Source organism: Xanthomonas sp. WHRI 8393 (genome assembly GCF_040203315.1).
Lineage (GTDB): Bacteria > Pseudomonadota > Gammaproteobacteria > Xanthomonadales > Xanthomonadaceae > Xanthomonas > Xanthomonas arboricola.
The window spans coordinates 322,781-337,257 of record NZ_JBEGGL010000003.1; the positions used below are offsets into that span (position 1 = coordinate 322,781).

The 14,477-nt window shown below is 65.1% G+C and carries 14 protein-coding genes; 9 read left to right on the forward strand and 5 right to left on the reverse strand.

The features are described from left to right. Positions 1-49 precede the first annotated feature (49 nt). The 6 genes from mazG (at position 50) to gcvH (ending at position 4,771) form a co-directional block, all read left to right on the forward strand. On the forward strand, positions 50-1,006 hold the full coding sequence (gene mazG, locus ABQ137_RS11795) for a nucleoside triphosphate pyrophosphohydrolase (protein WP_349782587.1): 957 nt from the start codon (positions 50-52) through the stop codon (positions 1,004-1,006). Beyond that, positions 1,003-1,338 (forward strand): YnfA family protein, encoded by a 336-nt coding sequence (locus tag ABQ137_RS11800; protein WP_024939264.1) that lies wholly within the window; start codon positions 1,003-1,005, stop codon positions 1,336-1,338. The genes mazG and ABQ137_RS11800 overlap by 4 nt, the downstream gene beginning before the upstream one ends. Before the next feature lie 213 nt (positions 1,339-1,551). Further along, a complete protein-coding gene (locus ABQ137_RS11805; protein ID WP_024939263.1) occupies positions 1,552-2,517 on the forward strand; it encodes an SPFH domain-containing protein in 966 nt (321 codons plus the stop codon). A gap of 3 nt (positions 2,518-2,520) precedes the next feature. Beyond that, positions 2,521-2,955, forward strand: coding sequence for an NfeD family protein (locus ABQ137_RS11810; RefSeq protein WP_349782589.1), 435 nt, complete (start codon positions 2,521-2,523; stop codon positions 2,953-2,955). Positions 2,956-3,120: 165 nt separating this feature from the next. Then, the gene (gene gcvT, locus ABQ137_RS11815; RefSeq protein WP_102251535.1) at positions 3,121-4,230 is read left to right on the forward strand and encodes a glycine cleavage system aminomethyltransferase GcvT; all 1,110 of its coding nucleotides are present in this window, start codon (positions 3,121-3,123) and stop codon (positions 4,228-4,230) included. Positions 4,231-4,375: 145 nt separating this feature from the next. Beyond that, positions 4,376-4,771 carry a glycine cleavage system protein GcvH gene (gene gcvH, locus ABQ137_RS11820; protein ID WP_024939260.1) on the forward strand — a complete coding sequence of 132 codons (396 nt, stop codon included), beginning with the start codon at positions 4,376-4,378 and terminating at the stop codon, positions 4,769-4,771. Between the two features lie 498 nt (positions 4,772-5,269). Here gcvH and ABQ137_RS11825 read toward each other — a convergent pair whose 3' ends face one another. After that, positions 5,270-5,539, reverse strand: coding sequence for a hypothetical protein (locus tag ABQ137_RS11825; RefSeq protein ID WP_154832423.1), 270 nt, complete (start codon positions 5,537-5,539; stop codon positions 5,270-5,272). A 244-nt stretch (positions 5,540-5,783) separates the two neighbouring features. On the opposite strand from ABQ137_RS11825, the gene ABQ137_RS11830 reads away from it, so the two are divergent. After that, positions 5,784-6,263 carry a hypothetical protein gene (locus ABQ137_RS11830; RefSeq protein WP_039519650.1) on the forward strand — a complete coding sequence of 160 codons (480 nt, stop codon included), beginning with the start codon at positions 5,784-5,786 and terminating at the stop codon, positions 6,261-6,263. A 589-nt stretch (positions 6,264-6,852) separates the two neighbouring features. Here the strand turns inward: ABQ137_RS11830 and ABQ137_RS11835 are convergent. Further along, positions 6,853-8,232 carry a serine hydrolase domain-containing protein gene (locus ABQ137_RS11835; protein WP_039813429.1) on the reverse strand — a complete coding sequence of 460 codons (1,380 nt, stop codon included), beginning with the start codon at positions 8,230-8,232 and terminating at the stop codon, positions 6,853-6,855. Between the two features lie 333 nt (positions 8,233-8,565). On the opposite strand from ABQ137_RS11835, the gene ABQ137_RS11840 reads away from it, so the two are divergent. Next, the gene (locus tag ABQ137_RS11840; protein ID WP_104568144.1) at positions 8,566-9,927 is read left to right on the forward strand and encodes an NTP/NDP exchange transporter; all 1,362 of its coding nucleotides are present in this window, start codon (positions 8,566-8,568) and stop codon (positions 9,925-9,927) included. An 83-nt stretch (positions 9,928-10,010) separates the two neighbouring features. On the opposite strand, the gene ABQ137_RS11845 is transcribed toward ABQ137_RS11840, so the two are convergent. Continuing rightward, positions 10,011-10,331, reverse strand: a complete 321-nt coding sequence (locus ABQ137_RS11845) for a hypothetical protein (RefSeq protein ID WP_181097651.1) — start codon at positions 10,329-10,331, stop codon at positions 10,011-10,013. A gap of 14 nt (positions 10,332-10,345) precedes the next feature. On the opposite strand from ABQ137_RS11845, the gene ABQ137_RS11850 reads away from it, so the two are divergent. Beyond that, positions 10,346-10,699, forward strand: a complete 354-nt coding sequence (locus tag ABQ137_RS11850) for a DUF1304 domain-containing protein (protein WP_104568145.1) — start codon at positions 10,346-10,348, stop codon at positions 10,697-10,699. A gap of 247 nt (positions 10,700-10,946) precedes the next feature. Here ABQ137_RS11850 and ABQ137_RS11855 read toward each other — a convergent pair whose 3' ends face one another. Then, positions 10,947-13,421, reverse strand: a complete 2,475-nt coding sequence (locus ABQ137_RS11855; protein WP_024939254.1) for an acyl-CoA dehydrogenase — start codon at positions 13,419-13,421, stop codon at positions 10,947-10,949. After that, positions 13,418-14,341: an alpha/beta fold hydrolase gene (locus ABQ137_RS11860; protein ID WP_349782594.1), complete on the reverse strand. Its 924-nt coding sequence runs from the start codon at positions 14,339-14,341 to the stop codon at positions 13,418-13,420. Before ABQ137_RS11860 ends, ABQ137_RS11855 begins: the two co-directional genes overlap by 4 nt. Between the last annotated feature and the right edge of the window lie 136 nt (positions 14,342-14,477).

The window sequence follows — 14,477 nt, forward strand, 5'->3', positions numbered from 1 at the left end:
ATCGCCCGGGCACGCCACTCCACTGCACCACACCTGCCAGGAACACACCATGTCTCAGTCCCCGCCGACCGGCGACCTCCAGCGCCTGCTGCAGCTGATGGCGCGCCTGCGCGATCGTGAGCACGGCTGTCCGTGGGATGTGGAGCAGACCTTCGCCAGCATCGCGCCGTACACCATCGAAGAAGCCTACGAAGTTGCCGACGCCATCGATCGCAACGACCTGCCGGCTCTGCGCGACGAGCTGGGCGACCTTCTCCTGCAGGTGGTCTTCCATGCGCAGATGGCCGCCGAGCAGGGCGCGTTCGGATTCGCCGACGTGGTCGCCACGCTCAGCGACAAGCTGGTGCGTCGCCACCCGCACGTGTTTGCCGAGCAACGCGCCGACGATGCGCAGGCGGTAAGCGCCAACTGGGAGCAGATCAAGCGCGACGAACGTCGCGCGGCCGGCCATCAAGACGACTCCGCACTTGCCGGCATCGCACGCGGCCTGCCGGAATGGCAACGCTCCACCAAACTGCAGGCGCGTGCGGCGCGGGTCGGCTTCGATTGGCCCGGCCCGGCCCCGGTGCTGGAAAAGCTGCAGGAAGAAATCGAGGAACTGCGCGTGGAGTTCGCGCGTGGCCCGGTCGCCGACAACCAGGCGCGGCTGGAAGACGAGGTCGGCGATGTGTTGTTCGTTTGCGCCAACCTGGCGCGCCATGCCAGGGTCGACGTGGGTGCGGCGCTGCGTCATGCCAATCTCAAGTTCGAGCGCCGCTTTCGCGCGATGGAGGCGCAGGCGCAGGCGGACGGCACCTCCCTGGCCGCGCTGTCGCTGCAGCAGCAGGAGGCGCTGTGGCAACGGGTCAAGCGCGGCGAACGCGGCGGTGATCCGTCCGCTCTGGGGCAAGCTGCCGCGACGCCTGTCACTGACGCGCCCGCGGCCGGTGATCAGGTGCGCGACACTGCGGAGCTGCAGCAGGCCGACGTTGGCAAGCAAGGCGTCGACAAGCCCGGCCGCGCATGACTGCTGCACCGACCACGCTGTTGCTGTTCGCGGCCACCGCCGTCGCCGAGCTGGTCGGCTGCTACCTGCCGTATCTGTGGCTGCGCAAGGGCGGCAGCATCTGGTTGCTGCTGCCGACGGCGCTGAGCCTGGCCGTCTTCGTCTGGTTGTTGAGCCTGCATCCCGATGCCAGCGGCCGGGTGTATGCCGCCTATGGCGGGGTCTATATCGCCAGTGCGCTGCTGTGGCTGTGGTGGGTGGACGGGGTGACGCCGACGCGTTGGGATCTGCTGGGCGCAGCCTGCTGCCTGCTCGGCATGGCGATCATCATGTTCTCGCCGCGCGGCGCCTGAGCGCGCGCTCGCAGCAACGTCTGCACTTTACAAAGCACGGTCGCCTGCGCGTTGCGGCGAGCTGCGCAACGCCGACACGCTGCCCGAGGTGGTCAGCCACAGCGCCGCATGCAGGGTCGCGGCCGCCGTCGCCGAAGCTAGGGCGCGCAGTGCGGACCGGTGGCTAGGGCATACTCCAGCCAAGGATCGACTCGTCATCGCAAGGGGCTGCTCATGTTTCCGACTTCTTTCTTGGCCATCGCCGTTCTGGTCGCTGGCGTCATCGTGTTGTTCAAGACCGTGCGCATGGTGCCGCAGGGCTTCCAGTGGACGGTGGAGCGCTTCGGCCGCTACACCCACACCATGAGTCCGGGTCTGCACTTTCTGGTGCCGGTGGTCTACGGCGTGGGGCGCAAGATCAACATGATGGAGCAGGTGCTCGACGTCCCCAGCCAGGACGTCATCACCAAGGACAACGCGGTGGTGCGCGTGGATGGCGTGGTGTTCTTCCAGGTGCTGGATGCCGCCAAGGCCGCCTATGAGGTCTCCAACCTGGAGATCGCCTCGATCGCGCTGGTGCAGACCAACATCCGCACCGTGATCGGCTCGATGGATCTGGACGAATCGCTGAGCCAGCGCGAGACCATCAATGCGCAGCTGCTCAGCGTGGTCGACCAGGCCACCAATCCCTGGGGCATCAAGGTCACGCGCATCGAGATCCGCGACATCCAGCCGCCGCGCGACCTGATCGACTCGATGGCGCGGCAGATGAAGGCCGAGCGCGAGAAGCGCGCGCAGATCCTCGAAGCCGAGGGCTCGCGCCAGTCGGAAATCCTGCGCGCCGAAGGCGAGAAGCAGGCCGCCGTGCTCGAAGCCGAAGGCCGCAAGGAAGCCGCGTTCCGCGACGCCGAGGCGCGCGAGCGACTGGCCGAGGCCGAAGCCAAGGCCACCCAGATGGTCTCCGATGCGATCGCCAATGGCAGCGTGCAGGCGATCAATTACTTCGTCGCGCAGAAGTATGTGGAGGCGTTCAAGGCGCTGGCCACCGCGCCCAACCAGAAGTTCGTGCTGATGCCGATGGAATCCAGCGGCGTCATCGGCTCGATCGCCGGCATCGCCGAGCTGGCCAAGGAAGCGCTGAACAAACCCGACGCGAGCCATGTGCGCGTGCCGCCGATGCCCCCGCGCGTGGGAGGCTGAGCCATGCGTTGGGACGTGGTGGCCTGGGCGGTGCTGGCGTTGCTGTTGATTGCTGCCGAGACGCTGGTGCCCGGCGCGTTCCTGCTGTGGATGGGCATTGCCGCCGCAGCGGTGTGCGTGCTGGTGCTCGCGTTGCCGGGCATGTCGCTGCTGCTGCAGATCGTTGCCTTCGTGCTGCTGAGTTTCGTATCGGTGCAGGTGTATCGCAGCTGGTTTCGCGGCAAGGGCCGGCAGAGTGATCGGCCCCTGCTCAACCGACGTGCCGAGCAGTTGATCGGTCGCTGCGTGGTGCTCGACCAGGCGATCCACGAGGGACGCGGCCGTGCCAAGGTCGACGATGCGTTCTGGGTGGTCAGCGGCCCGGACCTTCCGGCCGGCGCGCCGGTGCGTATTGTCGGTGTCGATGGCATGACCTTGCAGGTGCAGGCGGCCGGTTGATCGGGCAGGGCACGCGCATCGTGCCCATGCAGCGATGCTGCAGCGCGGCGCGATAGAGCGCGGCCAGGTCCGGCGGTCGGCGGCGCGCTGCCGCAGCGCCTGCGCCGTTTCCCCCAAGCACGGCCGGGCGGCGATAATGGTGCTCTTTCCCTTGGACCGGTGCGCATGACCCAGAAGACCATCCTCAACGACACCCATCGTGCGCTCGGCGCCAAGATGGTCGACTTCGGCGGTTGGGACATGCCGATCCATTACGGCTCGCAGCTGGACGAGCACCACCAGGTGCGTCGCGACGCCGGCATGTTCGATGTCAGTCACATGACCGTGGTCGACCTGCACGGTGCACGCGTGCGCGAGTTCCTGCGCTACCTGCTGGCCAACTCGGTGGACAAGCTCAAGGTCTCCGGCAAGGCGCTGTACACCTGCATGCTCAACCCGCAGGGCGGGGTGATCGATGATCTGATCGTCTACTTCCTGCGCGAGGACTTCTTCCGCCTGGTGGTCAACGCCGCCACCCGCGAAAAGGACCTGCAGTGGATCGGCGAACAGGCCGCAGCCTTCCAGGTGCGCGTGGAAGAGCGCGGCGACTTTGCGATGATCGCCGTGCAAGGCCCCAACGCGCGCGCCAAGGTGATCGAACTGGTGGATCCGGCCGATACCGTAGCGGCGAGCAAGCTCGGCCGTTTCGCTGCGCTGCAGACGCGTTCGCGCGATGGCGTGGAACTGTTCCTTGCGCGCACCGGCTACACCGGCGAAGACGGTTTCGAAATCGTGTTGCCGCAGGAGGCAGCAGTGGCGTTCTGGAACGCGCTGCTCGCGCAGGGCGTCAAGCCGGCCGGTCTGGGCGCACGCGACACCTTGCGTCTGGAAGCCGGCATGAATCTCTACGGTCAGGACATGGACGACACGGTCAGTCCGTACGAGGCCGCGCTGGCCTGGACGATCGCCCTGGACGACGGTCGCGACTTCATCGGTCGCGCCGTGCTCGAGTCGCAAAAGGCGCAGGGCGCACCGCGTCAGCTGATCGGTGTGGTGATGGACGAGAAGGGCGTGCTGCGGCATGGCCAGACCGTGCTCAGCGCCAGCGGCGAAGGCGAGATCCTGTCCGGCACCTTCTCGCCCACGCTCGGCAAGGCGATCGCGTTCGCGCGCGTGCCGGCCGGCAGCATCGACGCGTTGCGCGTGGACATCCGTGGCAAGCAGGTGCCGTTGCGCGCGGTGAAGTTTCCGTTCGTGCGCGACGGCCAGGCGCAGCCCGGCGTCCTTGGCGAATGAGTCAGACCTCTGCCGGGCGTGCAAACGTCCGGCAGCGTGCGACATCCATCGCCACCCGCCGGCCGATACGCGCGTGCACCTGTGTTGTCGTGCGGTCTAAACTAGCCACCTGTCCCCAACCCAACAGTTTCCCCGGAGCACACCCATGAGCGAGATCCCTGGCGACCTCAAGTTCCTCAAATCCCACGAGTGGGCCCGCGTCGAAAGCAGCGGCCGCGTGACCGTCGGCATCTCCGACCACGCGCAGGGCTTGCTGGGCGACTTGGTCTACGTCGAACTGCCCGGCGTCGGCGACACCGTGCAGGTCGGTACCGGCGCGGCGGTGGTGGAGTCGGTCAAGGCCGCCTCCGACGTGTACAGCCCGGTCAGCGGCACCGTCGTTGAGGTCAACAGCGCACTCAGCGACAAGCCGGAAACCATCAACGAAGACGCCTACGGCGAAGGCTGGATCTTCGTGGTCGAACTCGACGACAAGGAAGAGCTCAACGACCTGCTGTCGCCGGACGACTACGCCGAGCTGCTGGAAGACGACGCGCACTAACCGCGCCTCGCCCGTCGCACACCCGGATGGCCGCTCGTTGGAGCGGCCATTTTTTTGTCTGCGTGGCGATGGCCGCGCGCCGATCCCGCCTGCCGATGGCGTGCGTCCTGCCGCGCTGCACGCGTCTGGCCGGTGCCGGCTGTCGCTCGCAGTCGAAGCCTTTGCCGATGTTCGACGACCGTGCACTCGCCAGCGGCATGCGCGCGCGACATCGTCGACTGCGTTGCGACCGTCGTGGTGTCGGATTTCCGACGTGAGCCGGTCGTGAGGAGATGGCGTGCAGCCGGTGAAAAATATTTGCAGCGTCGCCTGCATCCAACCTTGGACACGGTGCGCAATGCATGCCGTTGGCAGTGCACGCGGATGCACGCGTGGGTCGAAAAATGCGCAATAAGTTTGCGCATTTTTGCTTGTGCGAGGCCTTGGGCAAGCTTGGTCGATAAAAAATTTTCAGCTGGCGGACAGGCGGCGCGTACCGCGGCGAGCAGGCGTGCGCTGCTACGTCGGTGCAGTGGGCAACAGCGTGCGCGTCTGCATCGCAAAAAAAAAACAGCACAAAAGAAGTGCTTTTTTGAAAACGTCGTTGCGCCGCTGCATGCCAAGGTCAGCGGCGCGCGCCATCGCACGGCGTCTTTGGACACGCTCGACGGGACGCGCCGCGACGAGGCGTTGAAAAAAAAATGCAAAAGAGTGTTGACAGTAAAAAAAAGCGTGATTAGGTTTCGCCCAGCAGACGTTGCTGCGAAAGAGAGTGAGCAGAATCGACATCAAGCCGACACGCTTGTTCCCGATGTCCACCGAAGCGCTATCCACGGTGGAGTTGGGTCCGCTTCTCTCCGAAAAAGCAGCAGTCGCTCCGATCACGCACCCGCGTCGCTGTTCGATGCGGGTGTTTCTGTATCCGTCCCGTCGCGCATTACCTGCGGACGGTTCCCGACGACGGCGTGCCGTTGCGGGGTTTGCTTCAACTGGGCGTTTCACCTCCATAGTTCACTGACGAGGAGCCAATTACATGGCCACTGCAAAAGCTGCGAAAAAGAAACCCACTGCCAAGAAGGCAGTGAAGAAGACTGCCGCCAAGAAGGCAGTCAAGAAGGTCGCCAAAAAGGCAACCGCCAAGAAGGCAGTGAAGAAGACTGCTGCGAAGAAGGCCGTCAAGAAGACTGCAAAGAAGGCAACCGCCAAGAAGGCAGTGAAGAAGACTGCAAAGAAGGCAACCAAGAAGACTGCCGCCAAGAAGGCAGTGAAGAAGACTGCAAAGAAGGCGACCAAGAAGACCGCCGCCAAGAAGGCCGTCAAGAAGACCGCCAAGAAAGCGGTAAAGAAGACCGCCAAGAAGGCAGTTGCCAAGAAGGCGACCAAGAAGTCCGCCACCAAGAAGACTGCCGCCAAGAAGCCTGCTGTGAAGAAGGTCGCCAAAAAGAAGCCGGCCGTTCGCAAGAAGAAGGCCGCTCCGGTCGCGCTGCCCGCAACCCCGGCGCCGCTGATCTGATCCGCACCACCCGATCGCCGTAAACATCGAGCTCTCTCCCCGACGCCCAGCGGGGAGGGAGCTTTTTTATTGACGTGCCCAGGGCGTCCGTGATCGAGGAAGTCCCGGTCGCACGCAGGCAGCCGAAGCTATCGCCGCCGGATGCGCTGCGCTATGCGTGACGGGATGTCAGGCCGGGACGTTGTAGCTATCGCCGCACTATCGCCGCTTGCCACCCGCCACCCGCTTTCTCCGGTCCAACGCTAGCAGTGGGCTGGGCCGCTGCGCCGCCCGCCCAACTGACCATCGTCTGTCCCGATCGGTCGTGCCGCCATCGATTGGCGTAGCGGTGCGGTGTGTTGGTCGTGCCAAGCGGGAGTAGATGCATTGGGCCGCATCGTGGGCAGCCACGCTCTCGCTTTTCAGTCAGGTCTGACGCGCTTACCCGACAAGGTGACTCAGATCTGCGCCTGCCATGATCGTCATCGCATGGCATGGAGCGATGCCCGGCTTCCGGCCACCGATGTCGACACGCCCGACTCGATCCTGCAGGCCGGAAACGACACAAGCGGCCGAAGCCGCCTGTGTGCGAGGTCGCCGCAACGCCAACTCAGCGCGGCGATGCCACCGACTTGCCCGACGAGGCGCCCTTGCCGGCAGGATCGGGGCGCTCGGCCAGCATGTTCTCGCTGCCGAAGTCGCCATCCACATCGATATCCAGCCAACGCTTGGCGGGCAGACCCAGCGCCCGATCCAGAATGGTCGGCAGCATGCCGGAGGGCAGGCCGCTCTCGCCGTTCCACATGATCGCGATGCCGAGATCACGTTCGGGCAGCAGCGCGACCAGGCCGCGATAGCCTTGCACTGCGCCGGCATGGAAGACGACCTGATGGCCGGCGTAGTCGAACACGCGCCAGCCCAGCGCGTAGCTGGCAGCGTCAACACGCTCGTGGCGCCAACCCGAGCGCATCTCCCCTGGCGTGGAGATCAGCGGCGCGTGCAGCGTCGCCAGCAGCGGCGCAGGCAGCACGTCGGTGCGGTGGCCGGTGTGCGCGAGCAGCCACTGCGCCATGTCGCTGGCGCTGGCATTGACGCCGGCAGCGGGGGCCAGACGGTAGTAGGTCGGCTTGGGCGTCAGCGACACCCAGCCATTGCGGCTGCGCACATGCGGGCGCGCCCAGCGCGGGCTGGCCTGGATACCGGCCAGACCCATGCTCGCATCGTTCATGCCCAGCGGCTTGAAGATGCGGCGCTCCACCGATTGCTCGTAGAAGCTGCCGGACGCAGCGAACACCACATCGCCGACAAGGCTGAAAGCCACGTTCTGGTACGCATAGCAATCGCCGGGCGCGCAGCGCAACGGTGCGGCGGCAAGCTTGTGGCTGAGCGAGTAGTAGTCGACGTTGGATTCGATATCGTTGTCGTAGGCGTTGCGGGTCAGCCCGACGCGGTGGCTCAGCACCTCGGCGACGGTGAGCTGCCGGGTGGCGACGTCATTGCTGAGCTGGAACCCGGGCACGTAGTCCACCACCTTGCTGTCCCAACGCAGCACGCCGTCGTTGACCAGCAACCCGGCCATGGTGCCGGCGAAGGCCTTGGACAGCGATGCCAGACGGAACACGGTATGCGCATCGACCGGCTGCGGGTGATTGACGTCGGTGACACCATAGCCGCGCGCGCTCAGCACCTTGCCGCCCTGCACGATCGCCATCGCCATGCCGGGCAGGCGATTGCCGTAGGTCAACTGGTTGGCCATCGATTCGAACGCGGCCACATCGAACCCGGCCGCCGGGGCCAGCACCTGGCTGGCCGGAAGCGATGCACGGTATTGCAGCGGGGCGGTGGGCGACTGCACGACGGTGGCCGGCTGCAGCGCAGAAGCAGCCGGCGCGGGTGTCTGCGCGGTGGAAGAGAGGGCCAGAGGCAATAACGCCCCGAGCAGCCCGATGGCCAACGGTCGGAACCGTCGGCGCCTGCGCATTTGAGTCATGGTTGTCCCGCCTGTTCCACTGCCTCCGACGATTCTAGCGCCGCGCTTTGCAATAGCACAAACTGCCGGAAGATGAATGGGCATCGTGTTGATCCTATTGATGATTTTAGGTTCATAAATCGAACTGCCAGGACCCAGTACAACGCGATCGGGAGCCTGTGCGGAGACAGCTGCAAGCGGCGTGCCGTCTCCGCAGGCAATCGATTTAGTCGGTGCCGCCCGCTGCTGCTGGTGATGCAGCGCGGCATCGGCTAACTTGCGCGCTTGTTTCGCGGGTGTTGCCGCTGCCATGTCCCTGCTGTCGCGCTCGTCGATGCGAGCGAGCCTTACCCGATGACCAGCCTGTCTTCGCCGCGCTCTGCGGCTGGCCGTCTGAGCGTGGCATTGCGCAGCTCGCCGCCGCTGGCGTGGTCGTTCCTGTATTTCTTCTGCCTGCTCAGCGGCTACTACGTGCTGCGCCCGGTGCGCGAGGCGATGAGTGCGTCGGCGGATGTGGAAGCGATTTTCCCCACCGGCATGATCGCCTTCTTTGCCACGCACGGCATACCGCTCAAGGATTTCACCCTGCAGGTGCTGTTTACCTGCACCTTCTTGATCATGGTGTTGCTGCAGCCGGTCTACGGCGCGCTGGTCAGCCGCTACCCGCGCCGGGTGTTCCTGCCGGCGGTGTATGGCTTCTTCATCGCGACCCTGTTGCTGTTCTACGTATTGTTCGACAGCGGCGTGCCCGGGCGCGGCCTGGCGTTCTTCCTGTGGGTGACCGTCTTCAACCTGTTTGCGGTAGCGGTGTTCTGGAGCTTCATGGCCGACGTCTTCAGCAATGCCGAAGCGCGCAATTACTACGGTTACATCGGTGCGGCCGGCACGCTGGGCGCGTTTCTCGGGCCGATCCTCACCCGCACGCTGGTCGAGCGCATCGGCATCGCACATTTGATGCTGGTGTCGGCCGGGTTTCTGACCGTGTGCGTGGTCTGCGTGCTGCGTCTGCGCCTGTGGGCGGTTGCGCGCGAGCAGGAGCGACAGCTGGGCTCCGGCGAGGTGCCGATGGGCGGCGATGTACTGGGCGGGCTCAAGCTGATCGTGCGCGAGCCGTTGCTGCGCTGGCTGGCCTTCATGGTGCTGTTCGGAGTGGGCGTCGGCACCTTGCTCTACAACGAGCAGGCAGCGCTGGTACGCCGGCTTTACACGGACGCAGCGGCGGCCACCGCTTATTACGCCAGCATCGACCTGGCGATCAACGCGCTTACCCTGGTGTTGCAGCTGCTGGTGACGCGCGCGCTACTGTCGCGTTTCGGCATCGCTCCGGCGCTGCTGATTCCGGGCGTGGCGATCACGCTGGGCTACGCCGTGCTGACGGCCTCGCCGCTGCCGATGATGCTTGCGATCGTGCAGGTGATCACCCGCTCCAGCGAGTTCGCACTGGCCAAGCCGGCGCGCGAGACCTTGTACACGCGGGTGGATCGGGAATGGCGTTACAAGGCCGGCGCGGCGATCGATACCGTGATCTACCGCGGTGGCGATCTCACCTTCGTCTGGGTGCACAAGCTGGTGTCGGCATTCGGCTCCAGCGCAGTGTTCGGCGTCGGTCTGCTGGTGGCATCGGGCATGACCCTGGGCGCGTTCGGCCTGCTGCGCGAGGCGCGCAAACTGCCGGCAGAGCGCGATGCGGAGACTGGCAATCAGGTCTCCGACTAGGAGCGGTCAACAAATGGCCTGGTTGCAGGGCCCTTGCCCGCCCACCCTCGCGGGACACGCCGCAAGTACGTCCTTATAGGACCCTACGCGGCATCCATGCCGCGTAAGGTCCCGCGACGGTTGGCGGGCAAGGACCGGTCGAGATGGTCGGTGTGCACAGGCAAGCAGGGCATGACATGCATTAGCGATGCCGCTGTTTGAACTAGCCGCTTTTGCCTTTGGGAGAGCGTGGCGAGCAGATAGATCAGGCCATTGCAGGACACGCCGCCGATGTCCGCAATCGCGACGCTCCGATCATGCATGCAGGTCCTGCACATCCCCCGTCTCTTGCCGGCGCGCCGGGTTCCGTCGCCTGTTCCGAGCAGCAGGGCCGCAATCGCAGCTATGCTGGTCGCCACATCCATCACGCCGATCCGCCATGTCCCTGTTCGCCATCGTTGCCGGCCTGTGCGTCGCTCTGCTGCACGTCTACATTCTGGTCTTGGAGATGGCGTTGTGGACGCGGCCGCTGGGCCTGAAGACCTTCCGCAATACTCCCGAGAAGGCGCAGGCCACGCGCGTGCTCGCGGCCAATCAGGGCCTGTACAACGGCTTCCTGGCAGCGGGCCTGTTCTGGGGCGCGTTGCAGGCTCGCACCGACGTGCTGGGCTTCTTTCTGGGCTGTGTCGTCGTGGCAGGCTGCTATGGCGCCTACAGCGTCAACCGCCGCATTTTTTTCGTGCAGGCCTTGCCCGCGCTGATTGCCCTGGCGTTGCTGTTGTTGCCGCGCTGAGGCAGTGTGCTCGCTTCCTGTAGGAGCGGGCCTGCCCGCGATGGGGCGTTACCGGTAGAGCTTCATCGCGGGCAAGCCCGCTCCTACCAGGCGGCTCGCTGGAATTGCAGGTGTCGCGAACTGGTTGAAGGTGACGGCGACAGCCAATGCAACTGCGAGATGGTCGGTCTCTACAGTAGCCAATCTCCACAAACGACAACGGCGGGCCGAAGCCCGCCGCTGTCTGCTTGTCACCTCGGCCTGAGACCTACGCCGCTTCGCGCGGCTGCTGGGCCTGCGGCTTGTCGTAGTAGCTGGCCGCACGCAGTTCGTGCGGGTCGAAATCGTCCACGGTGATGGTGTCCATCATCATCTCGCGCAACTCTTCCAGCTGCCTGCGCTCGTCGCCGGTGATCACGCCTTCGGCCACGGCTTCGTCCAGCTGCGCGGTGAAATCCAGCGCCTCGATGCCCTTGGTCTTGAGCGCCTTGAGGAACTTGCGCTCCACCGGCTCGGCCAGCACGGCCTTGGCCAGATAGCTGGCGATACGTCCGCCCGGATTGTTGGCGCAGGGGGTCAGAAACACGCCCTGGCCCAGACGGTCACGCGCTTCGTTCGGTGTCATCAGGATCGATGCCACGCGGTGTCCCAGCCGGTCGCCCGGTGCTTCGGCACGACGGCCCAGCGGGAAGATCAGCACCCACATCAGCCAGCCCACCGGACGGATCGGGAAGTTGCGCAGCGCCGCAGACAGCGCGGTTTCGATCTTGTGCACGCTGTCATGGAACGCCCAGGCCAGCAGCGGCTGATCGGTCGCCGGCGCGCCTTCGTCGTGATAGCGCTTGAGCATCGCGCTGGTCAGGTAGATGTGGCTCAGCACGTCGCCCAGACGTCCGGACAGCGATTCCTTGAACTTGAGCTTGCCGCCGAGCATCAGCATCGACACGTCGGCCATCAGCGCCAGGTTGGCGGAATAACGATCCAGCTTGCGGAAGAAGCGCCGCGTGTACGCATCGCCCGGCGCTGCCCCGATGCGCGCACCGGTCAGCCCGAACCAGAACGAACGCACCGCATTGGAGATGCCGAAGCGGATATGCCCGAACAGACTCTGGTCGAACTCTTCCAGGCCACGACGCGTGTCCGGATCCTGCGCCGCCTGCATTTCCTTCATCACCCACGGATGGCACAGGATTGCGCCCTGCCCGAAGATCAGCAGGCTGCGGGTCATGATGTTGGCGCCTTCCACGGTCACGCCGATCGGTGCCGCCTGCCAGGCACGGCCGGCGAAGTTGCGCGGCCCCAGGATGATGCCTTTGCCGCCGATCACATCCATCATGTCGCTGACCACTTCGCGGCCCATGGTGGTGCAGTGATACTTGGCGATCGCCGACGGCACCGATGGCACATCACCACGGTCCACCGCCGCAGCGGTGGCCTGCGACAACGCGCTGATGGCATAGGCCTTGCCGCCGATCCGCGCGAGCGCTTCTTCGACGCCCTCGAAGCGTCCGACCGACAGGCCAAACTGCTTGCGAATACGCGCATACGCGCCGGTGACCACGGCGGCATACTTGCTGCCACCGCTGGCCGTGGAGGGCAGGGTGATCGAACGGCCCACCGCCAGGCACTCGTTGAGCATGTTCCAGCCCTTACCGACCATCTCCACGCCGCCGATCAGCTGGCTCAGCGGGATGAACACTTCCTCGCCGTGGATCGGGCCATTCTGGAACGGCGAATTGAGCGGGAAATGGCGACGGCCGATTTCCACGCCGGGGGTCTCGCGCGGCAACAGGGCCAGGGTGATGCCGATGTCCTTCTTGTCGCCGATCAGGCCATCCGGATCGTAGGCGCGGAATGCCAGGCCGATCAGCGAGGCCACCGGCGCCAGGGTAATGTAGCGCTTGTCGAAGGTCAGCTTGACGCCGAGCACGTTGGCACCATTCCACTCGCCCTTGCAGACGATGCCGTAGTCGGGGATCGAGGTCGCATCGGAACCGGCGAACGGACCGGTCAGGCCGAAGCACGGCACTTCTGCGCCGACCGCCAGGCGCGGCAGGTAGTAATCCTTCTGTTCCGGCGTGCCGTAATGCAGCAGCAGCTCGCCCGGCCCGAGCGAGTTGGGCACGCCGACGGTGGAGCTAACCACGCTGGAGATCGAGGACAGCTTCTGGATCACCTTGTGATGCGCCAGCGCGCTGAAGCCCAGCCCGCCGTACTGCTTGGGAATGATCATGCCGAAGAACTTGTTCTTCTTGATGTATTCCCACAGCTCCGGCGGCAGGTCGGCGTGGACGTGGGTGATCTCCCAGTCGTTGACCATCCTGCACAGCTCTTCGACCGGGCCATCCAGGAAGGCCTGCTCTTCGGCGCTCAGTTGCGGCTTGGGATAGTTGAGCAGCTTCTGCCAATCCGGGTCGCCGGTGAACAGTTCGCCTTCAAAGCCCACCGAGCCGGTTTCCAGCGCGATGCGCTCGGTCTGCGACAGCGGCGGCAGCACCTTGCGGAAGAAGCCCATCAGCGGCGTGGTCAGCAGCGGCTTGCGCAGGAACGGCAACAGCACCGGTGCGGAAACCAGCACCACCAGCACGGCAGCGACGATGGTTGCGGTGAGATTGGCACCCAGCAACCAGCAGGCCACCAGCACACAGGCGCTCAGCGCGACCCAGGTGGCAAGGCGCATGCGGTGATAGGCAGCGATGCCCGCCGCCAGGATGACGAGGAGAAACGGTGCAACGATGCTCATGGTCTTGCTCCAGTGACATGCTCGGTAATGTTGGACGCTGCGATGGTGCCAACCGGGGGCAGTGCGTCCAGATAATGCAACACGGTTGCGGTAAACGTGGTGTTGTCGTCGCCGGCCAGCATGTGCGTGGCATCGGGCAGATGCACGTGCTGCGCATGCGGCGCGATCGACAGGAATTCCTTGATGGTGTCCGGCGTGACCAGGTCGCTGCGACCGCCGCTGATCAGCAACATCGGGCAACGCGCCCGCGCGGCGGCGTCCAGCAAGGTCTGTTGTTGTGCGTGCGGATCCTGTCCCGCCAGTTCATCGACCAGCCGCGGATCCCAGTGCCAGTGCCAGCGCCCGTCTGCGCGCTGCCTCAGCAAGGCCTGCAACTGTTCGGCCGTCTTGCGTGGGCGCTGTGGCAAATAGGCGGCAATCGCATCTGCGGCGGCATCCAGCGATGCAAAGCCATCCGGATGTGCGGTCATGAAACGCAGGATGCGCTCCACGCCCGCGGTGTCCCAGCGCGGCGTGATGTCGACCAGCACGATCGCGCGAAACAGACCTGGCCAGCGCGCCTCGGCAAGCAGGCCGAACAAGCCGCCCATCGATGCGGCAACCAGCACCGGTGGCTCGGCCTGCTCGCCTGCCAGCACGATCAGGTCATCGGTGAACTGCGTGGCCGAGTAGGGCAGGTCTGCGTCGTTGAAACCGGAATCGCCATGGCCGCGCGCATCGTAGGCCAGCGCCCGGTAGCCAGCTTCGGCCAGTCGGGCCGCAGTGCTTTCCCACGCGTGCCGGGTTTGTCCAAAGCCATGTGCCAGCAGCACCGTCGGCGTGTGGTCCGCGCCCCGCACCGACACCGCAAGCGATGTCTCGCCAGCGTCGATGCGCGAGGTAGACACACGTTGGGCGAGGCTAGGAGAAGAGGTGACCATACCTCATGGTATGGATCTGCCTATGCGGCTGTCAATACTCCTTCGTATGGACGGTTAAGCCATTGAATCGTGGCAGTTGTATGTCCTTTTTGTGATGCATACTGCAACTGACTCAAGCGTATGGTTAAATCGCGGC

Excerpts from the sequence above, each read along its gene's own strand:
- gcvT (WP_102251535.1), top strand. The coding sequence starts at position 3,121 with ATGACCCAGAAGACCATCCTCAACGACACCCATCGTGCGCTCGGCGCC.
- gcvH (WP_024939260.1), top strand. The coding sequence starts at position 4,376 with ATGAGCGAGATCCCTGGCGACCTCAAGTTCCTCAAATCCCACGAGTGG.
- ABQ137_RS11810 (WP_349782589.1), top strand. The coding sequence starts at position 2,521 with ATGCGTTGGGACGTGGTGGCCTGGGCGGTGCTGGCGTTGCTGTTGATT.
- ABQ137_RS11855 (WP_024939254.1), bottom strand. The coding sequence starts at position 13,421 with ATGAGCATCGTTGCACCGTTTCTCCTCGTCATCCTGGCGGCGGGCATC.
- ABQ137_RS11800 (WP_024939264.1), top strand. The coding sequence starts at position 1,003 with ATGACTGCTGCACCGACCACGCTGTTGCTGTTCGCGGCCACCGCCGTC.
- ABQ137_RS11830 (WP_039519650.1), top strand. The coding sequence starts at position 5,784 with ATGGCCACTGCAAAAGCTGCGAAAAAGAAACCCACTGCCAAGAAGGCA.
- ABQ137_RS11850 (WP_104568145.1), top strand. The coding sequence starts at position 10,346 with ATGTCCCTGTTCGCCATCGTTGCCGGCCTGTGCGTCGCTCTGCTGCAC.
- ABQ137_RS11835 (WP_039813429.1), bottom strand. The coding sequence starts at position 8,232 with ATGACTCAAATGCGCAGGCGCCGACGGTTCCGACCGTTGGCCATCGGG.
- ABQ137_RS11825 (WP_154832423.1), bottom strand. The coding sequence starts at position 5,539 with ATGTCGATTCTGCTCACTCTCTTTCGCAGCAACGTCTGCTGGGCGAAA.
- ABQ137_RS11840 (WP_104568144.1), top strand. The coding sequence starts at position 8,566 with ATGACCAGCCTGTCTTCGCCGCGCTCTGCGGCTGGCCGTCTGAGCGTG.
- ABQ137_RS11860 (WP_349782594.1), bottom strand. The coding sequence starts at position 14,341 with ATGGTCACCTCTTCTCCTAGCCTCGCCCAACGTGTGTCTACCTCGCGC.
- ABQ137_RS11805 (WP_024939263.1), top strand. The coding sequence starts at position 1,552 with ATGTTTCCGACTTCTTTCTTGGCCATCGCCGTTCTGGTCGCTGGCGTC.
- ABQ137_RS11845 (WP_181097651.1), bottom strand. The coding sequence starts at position 10,331 with ATGGATGTGGCGACCAGCATAGCTGCGATTGCGGCCCTGCTGCTCGGA.
- mazG (WP_349782587.1), top strand. The coding sequence starts at position 50 with ATGTCTCAGTCCCCGCCGACCGGCGACCTCCAGCGCCTGCTGCAGCTG.